Origin of the sequence: Streptomyces boluensis, from assembly GCF_009908195.1 — a bacterium.
Lineage (GTDB): Bacteria > Actinomycetota > Actinomycetes > Streptomycetales > Streptomycetaceae > Streptomyces > Streptomyces boluensis.
This window is the reverse complement of record NZ_JAAAHS010000420.1, coordinates 1-6,125: the sequence shown is the minus strand read 5'-3', so window position 1 is coordinate 6,125 and position 6,125 is coordinate 1. Positions and strand designations below refer to the sequence as shown.

The following is a 6,125-nucleotide window of genomic DNA, read 5'->3' as shown; positions in this document are numbered from 1 at the left end:
CCCATACTCAACGCCCCCGACCCCGCCCCCGACCTCGGGTTCCTCCAACTCGCCCACGGCGTCGGCTCGCAGCACGACCTGCCGATCTCCCCCTTCTACGCCTACGCCGGAGCCTTCGCCGCCCTCCTCATCTCCTTCCTCGCCCTTGGCCTGCTCTGGTCCACCTCCCGCTTCCGGGGCAACCGCTCGGGCGTGGCCCTGCCCGCGAGGCTGCAGGCGCTCGCCGACGCCCGCGCCACCCGCGCCGCCCTGCGTGGACTCGGCCTGGCCGCAGCGCTGTTCGTCGTCCTGCACCTCCTCCTCGGCCCGGACGACCCGGACCGCAATCCGGCCCCCGGCACCGTCTACGTCCTCTTCTGGGTGGGCCTCGTCCCCGCGTCGCTCCTCCTCGGCCCCGTATGGCGCATGCTCAACCCGCTGCGCACACTCCACGCTCTCGCCTGCCGCGCCGCCCGCCGCGACCCCGCCGCCGGTCGCCCGCTGCCCGTACGCCTGGGCATGTGGCCCGCCGCGACCGGACTCTTCGCCTTCACCTGGCTGGAGCTCGCGGCCCCGGAGCCCGCCTCCACGACCGCCCTGCTGGTCTTCCTCGCCACTTACGCCGCCGCCCAACTCGCCGCAGCCGCCCGCCACGGCAGTCGCTGGTTCGCGCAAGGCGACGCCTTCGAGGCGTACTCGACGCTCCTGGCCCGCCTCTCCCCGTTCGGCCGCCGCCGCGACGGCCGGCTCGTCCTGCGTAACCCCCTGCACGGTCTCGACGCGACCCCGGCCGCCCCCGGCCTCGTCGCCACCGTCTGCGTGCTGCTCGGCTCGACCGCCTACGACGGCTTCTCCGGCACGCCTTCGTGGATCAACACGGTCCAGACCTCACCCCTCGGCCGTACCGCCACCGCGACGCTCGGCCTGCTCGGTGCCATCGCGCTCGTCGCCGCCCTGTACGGCCTGTGCGCGGGCGCGAACCGCCTCATCTCCGGACAACTGCCGCACCCCCTCACGGCGTTCGCCCACTCACTCGTCCCGATCGCCCTCGGCTATCTCGTCGCCCACTACTTCACACTCCTCGTCACGGAAGGACCACGTACCGTCATAGTGGCATCCGGCACTGACAACGCGGCCGCGCCCCAACCCCCGCTCGATCCGGGCGGCTTGGCCGCCCTCCAGGTCCTCGCCATCGTGGCGGGGCATGTCCTGGGTGTGATCGCCGCCCACGACCGCTCGGTCCGCCTCTTCCCACCGGGCCGGGCGGTGGCAGGGCAACTGCCCCTGCTCGGCCTGATGGTCGCGTACACCGTGGGCGGCCTGGCGCTACTGCTCGCGTGAGCCCGAGCCGCCGGCGGCACCGGGAGTTGTCAGGGGGTCTCGCCCTTGAGCCACTCCGGCGTGCGGAATCCTCCGCCGCCGTACATCGGGAGCTTCACCGACTCCCCGTAGCGGGCGAGTTGGCTCCAGGGGCGGTTGATACCTGCCGAGCCGTAGGCGCGTACCCGGGTGATGGTGTCGAGGTCGAGGACGTCGACGAGTATCTCCTCGCCGGGGCCGGCCTGTTGGCGCACGATGCCCTCCGGGTCGACGACGGTGCTCTGTCCGACCCCGGCCGGGTCGGCGGCGTTGACGTTGACGACGTAGACCTGGTTGGTCCAGGCGTTGGCGCGTGCGCAGACCAGCTCCATCTCGCGGTCGCGGGTGGGGGTGAGGGTGGGCTGGAGGACGATCTCGGCGCCCAGCCAGGCGAGTTGGCGGACCGTCTCGGGGAAGGATCCGTCGTAGCAGATGGCCAGGCCCACCCGGCCGGCGCCGGGGATGTCGAAGACGGTGAACTCGTGGCCGGGGGCGGTCCTCTCGTACGGCTGCCAGGGGAAGACCTTGCGGTAGCGGGCGGCGATCTCGCCCTGAGGTGAGATGGCCAGGGCGGTGTTGTAGATGTGTCCGTCGTCCTCGGCGCGCTCGTACACGCTGCCCGGGACGAGCCACAGGCCCGTCTCCACGGCGAGGGCGCAGATCCGGTCGGTGAGTGGGCCGGGGATCGTGACGGCGGCCTGTTCCATCCAGTCGGCGGCGGCCGGCTGCAGAAGGGCGCCCTCGGCGGCGAGCAACAGCTCGGGTACGACGACGAGTTGGACATGCGGGAACAGGTCGTGCGTGCTCCGCACCTGGTCGGCGAAGCGCTGCCAGGTCGCCTCGAGGTCGTGGGGTACGGGGGCGGTCTGGATGGCGGCGATGGTGAGCGTGCGCATGGGTGGTTCAGTCCTCGGTGATGGTGAGTTCGGCGACCGTGGTGCGGCCGTCGCGGAAGAAGCGGTGGTAGCGGGTGCGGGCGACGGCAAGGGCCAGGGCTCCGGTGGCGATGGAACCGGCGCCCAGGAGGAAGACTCCGCCGATGCCGTGGAAGGAGGTGCTGCCGTAGGCCGGGTCGTACATGTCGTGGGCGCTGCGGGCGAAGGCGGCCAGCATCGTCAGCCCGCCGAGCAGGGGCAGGACGCCGCGGAGCAGCAGGTCGCGGAGCGAGTTGCGAAGGCGCCCCCGGAAGTACCAGACGCAGGCCAGTGCGGTGGTGCCGTAGTAGCAGGCGATCAGCAGCCCGATGCACAGGATGGCGTCGCCGAGGAAGTCGGCGGAGACGAGCGTGAGCAGGACGAGCAGGCAAGCGGCGGTCGCGCCGACGAAGAGGGTGCCGAAGCCCGGGGTGCGGTGCCGGGGATGGATGCGGGCGAAGGCGGTCGGCAGGGCGCCGTGGGCGGCCATGGACAGCGTGCCGCGGGAGGAGCCGACGAGGCAGGTGAGCAGGGCGGAGACGGCGGACACGCAGACGGCCAGCTGCATCACCTTGGCGAGCACCGGGCCGAGGACCGGTGAGGCGAGCGTGGACAGGATGTCGGCGGCGTTGTCGGGGTTGCCGAGCCCGGTGCCGCCGGTGCCGGTGCCGGCGAAGCTGATCGCCGCGAAGGCCGTGAACAGATAGGTCCCGAGGAGTACGAGGGTGGAGATGACGGCGGCCTGTCCGGCGACACGCCCCCCGTCGCGGGTCTCCTCGTTCGCGGTGATCAGCGCGTCCCAGCCCCAGTAGATGAACAGGCACAGCATCACCGCCTCGGCGAACGGCCCGAAACCGTCGAAGGCGAAGGGGTTGAGCCAGGCCAGGGACGGGGTGGCGGCGCCGTGACGGGCGAACGCGGCGGCCCCGAAGCCGAGCAGGGCGGTCAGTTGCAGTCCGAGCAGTACGTACTGGACGGACGCCGCGAGGTGCAGGCCCCGGTAGGCGATCGATGTCACCGCCGCAAGCAGGGCGACCGCGGTGATCGTCACGGCGAGGCCGCTGTCGGCGAGGGCGCGCAGGCCGAGCAGTTGGAGCAGGTAGGTGGCGCCGACCTGGGAGAGGGCCGTCATCGCGATGAACGTGGCGACCTGCACCACCCAGCCGCCGGTGAGCCAGCCGGTCAGCGGCCCGAACGCCCGCGTGGTCCACACGAAGGTGGTCCCGCAGTCCGGCATCTCGCGGTTCAGCTCACGGAAGGCGAACGCGGTGAGCAGGATCGGGACGAAGCCGAGCAGCAGTGCGGCCGGCGCGAGATCCCCCACGGTCAAGGTCACGAAGCCGAGGGTGACGGCGATGCTGTAGGCCGGGGCGACCGACGAGAGCCCGAGCGTGACGGCGGCGAGCAGCCCCACGGAGCCCCCGCGCAGTCCCTTGCCCGGGGCGGTCGCCGGTCCCGTTCTGGCCTCGGCGTCGGTGGGGTTGGGCATGGGTGCCTCCGTTGGCCGCAGGTTTGTTAAACGGAGATTTAAGACGTGGGCCGTTGGCCCGTCAATAGCGATCGGGATATTGTTAAATCTCGATGCAACGGGGTTGTGGGGAGATCGGCGTGGCCGCTAAGAAGGGCAACAGCAAGGGCAGCAGCAAGGAGGCCCGCCGGGCCGAGTTGGGCAAGGCGGTGGAGCGCGCCCTGGTGGCGCGCGGTCTTGAGGGCCTACGGCTGCGCGATGTCGCGGAGGAGGCGGGGGTCACCCCCGCCGCGGTGCTCTACTACGGCGACCTGGACGCTCTGGTCCACGCCACCTACCAGCAGGCCATCGAGCGCTACAGCCAGGAGCGCGAAAGGGCCGCGAACCAGTTCACCGACGCGCGCCGCCAACTCGAAGCCTGCATCGACAAGGGGGTCGCCAGCGGGCCCGACGACACATTGACCCGGCTGCTTTTCGAGTACTGGCCCCGCTGCCTGCGCGACGCCAAGACCGCGGCCCTTGACAGTGCGCTGACGGAGCGTCAGATCGCTGTGTACTCAGGGATTCTGGTCCTGGGGCAGGCCCAGGGGCACTTCACGCTGCACGATCCGCCGCGCTTGCTCGCCGCCAGCTTCGTCGCCATGGAGGACGGCTACCAGATGGAGGTCCTCGCCGGCCGCCGCTCCCGCGCCGAAGTGCTCACCGCTCTGCACGCCTACGCCCGCGCGGTCACGGGCCACGACCTGGCCGACGGCGCCTGAGGCGGGCCGCGAGACGGTGCGGTCGGCCGCCGGTGCGGGGAGGCGTGAGACCTCCTGGTACACCGGCGGCGCCCCGTCATACGGCGACCGTACGGAAATCTTGTCCGTCAGTTCGGGCTCAACTCGTCACCGGTATCAGGTGGTTGCCCCGGCGAGGCCCGTTCCCGTACCGGCGAGCTGGGCCGGGAGGAGCAGAGCGGCGAGCCGGTCGGCCGGGAGCAGGCCCTTTTCCAGGACGAGTTCGGCGACGCCGCGGCCGGTGGCGAGGGCTTCCTTGGCGATGCCGGTGGCGGCCGTGTAGCCGATGTGCGGGTTGAGCGCGGTGACCAGACCGATGGAGTTCTCGACGGTCGCGCGCAGCGTCTCGGTGTTGGCGGTGATGCCGGATACGCAGCGTTCGGCCAGGGTGCGGCAGGCGGCGCCCAGGTGGGTGATGCTCTCCGAGAGGGAGTGCAGGATGATCGGCTCGAAGGCGTTGAGCTGGAGCTGCCCGGCCTCGGCGGCCATCGTGATGGTGACGTCGTTGCCGATCACCTCGAAGGCGACCTGGTTGACGACCTCGGGGATCACCGGATTGACCTTGCCGGGCATGATGCTGGAACCCGCCTGCACCGGCGGCAGGTTGATCTCCGCGAGCCCTGCGCGCGGGCCGGAGGACAGCAGGCGCAGGTCGTTGCAGCTCTTGGAGAGCTTGACGGCGATGCGCTTGAGCACACCGGAGAGGTGGACGAACGCGCCGCAGTCCTGGGTGGCCTCGACCAGGTTGGCGGCGGTCACCAGCGGCAGGCCGGTGAGTTCGGCGAGATGGCCGCGGGCCGCTTCGGCGTAGCCGGCGGGGGCGTTGAGGCCGGTGCCGATCGCGGTCGCCCCGAGGTTGATCTCGTGTACGAGCAGCACGGCCTCGGAGAGCCGGCTGCGGTCCTCCTCCAACATCACCGCGTACGTGGAGAACTCCTGGCCCAGCGTCATGGGCACCGCGTCCTGGAGCTGGGTGCGGCCCATCTTCAGGACGTCGCGGAACTCCTCCGCCTTGGCGCCGAAGGCGTCGCGCAGCACGGCCATCGCGTCGAGCAGCCCGTGCACGGCGCTGACCGTGGCGACCTTGAGAGCGGTCGGGTAGACGTCGTTGGTGGACTGGCTGAGGTTGACGTCCTCATTGGGGTGCAGATGCCGGTAGTCGCCCTTCGCGTGGCCCAGGATCTCCAGGGCCCGGTTGGCGATCACCTCGTTGGCGTTCATGTTCGTCGAGGTGCCGGCGCCGCCCTGGATCACGTCGACGACGAACTGCTCGTGCAGCTTGCCGTCCCTGATCTCCCGGCAGGCGGCGGCGATGGCATCGGCCTTGTCCGCGGCGAGCAGCCCGAGGTCTTCGTTGGCGCGCACTGCGGCTTCCTTGACCGCCGCGAGGGCGTTGATCAGGTGGGGGTACGCCGAGATCGCCGTACCGGTGATGGGGAAGTTCTCCCGGGCGCGCAGGGTGTGGATGCCCCAGTACGCGTCGACGGGCACGTCCCGGTCACCGAGCAGGTCGTGCTCGCGGCGATGGGAGGCAGTCATGGGCACAGCGGTTTCCTTAAGGGTGGAGAAAACATGAGAATTCGGGCGGTGAGGGGCGTGGTGTGAGCGCGTCAGTAGCGCAGGAGG

Annotated in this window: 5 protein-coding genes; 2 read left to right on the top strand and 3 right to left on the bottom strand. The window is 71.0% G+C overall.

Annotation, left to right across the window (positions count from 1 at the left end; translation table 11 throughout):
* Positions 1-3: 3 nt before the first annotated feature.
* The gene (locus GUY60_RS32625; protein WP_161704472.1) at positions 4-1,320 is read left to right on the top strand and encodes a hypothetical protein; all 1,317 of its coding nucleotides are present in this window, start codon (positions 4-6) and stop codon (positions 1,318-1,320) included.
* A gap of 29 nt (positions 1,321-1,349) precedes the next feature.
* Here GUY60_RS32625 and GUY60_RS32620 read toward each other — a convergent pair whose 3' ends face one another.
* Positions 1,350-2,234 (bottom strand): carbon-nitrogen hydrolase family protein, encoded by an 885-nt coding sequence (locus GUY60_RS32620; RefSeq protein ID WP_161704470.1) that lies wholly within the window; start codon positions 2,232-2,234, stop codon positions 1,350-1,352.
* A 7-nt stretch (positions 2,235-2,241) separates the two neighbouring features.
* Positions 2,242-3,741, bottom strand: a complete 1,500-nt coding sequence (locus GUY60_RS32615) for an APC family permease (protein WP_161704468.1) — start codon at positions 3,739-3,741, stop codon at positions 2,242-2,244.
* A gap of 119 nt (positions 3,742-3,860) precedes the next feature.
* Here GUY60_RS32615 and GUY60_RS32610 point away from each other — a divergent pair, with 119 nt between their 5' ends.
* Positions 3,861-4,481, top strand: coding sequence for a TetR/AcrR family transcriptional regulator (locus tag GUY60_RS32610; RefSeq protein WP_161704466.1), 621 nt, complete (start codon positions 3,861-3,863; stop codon positions 4,479-4,481).
* 135 nt (positions 4,482-4,616) lie between these two features.
* Here GUY60_RS32610 and aspA read toward each other — a convergent pair whose 3' ends face one another.
* Positions 4,617-6,038 (bottom strand): aspartate ammonia-lyase, encoded by a 1,422-nt coding sequence (gene aspA, locus GUY60_RS32605; protein WP_161704464.1) that lies wholly within the window; start codon positions 6,036-6,038, stop codon positions 4,617-4,619.
* Between the last annotated feature and the right edge of the window lie 87 nt (positions 6,039-6,125).

What these genes read in the sequence shown, in the direction of transcription:
- GUY60_RS32620 (WP_161704470.1), bottom strand. Translation starts at nt 2,234, where the DNA reads ATGCGCACGCTCACCATCGCCGCCATCCAGACCGCCCCCGTACCCCAC.
- GUY60_RS32615 (WP_161704468.1), bottom strand. Translation starts at nt 3,741, where the DNA reads ATGCCCAACCCCACCGACGCCGAGGCCAGAACGGGACCGGCGACCGCC.
- aspA (WP_161704464.1), bottom strand. Translation starts at nt 6,038, where the DNA reads ATGACTGCCTCCCATCGCCGCGAGCACGACCTGCTCGGTGACCGGGAC.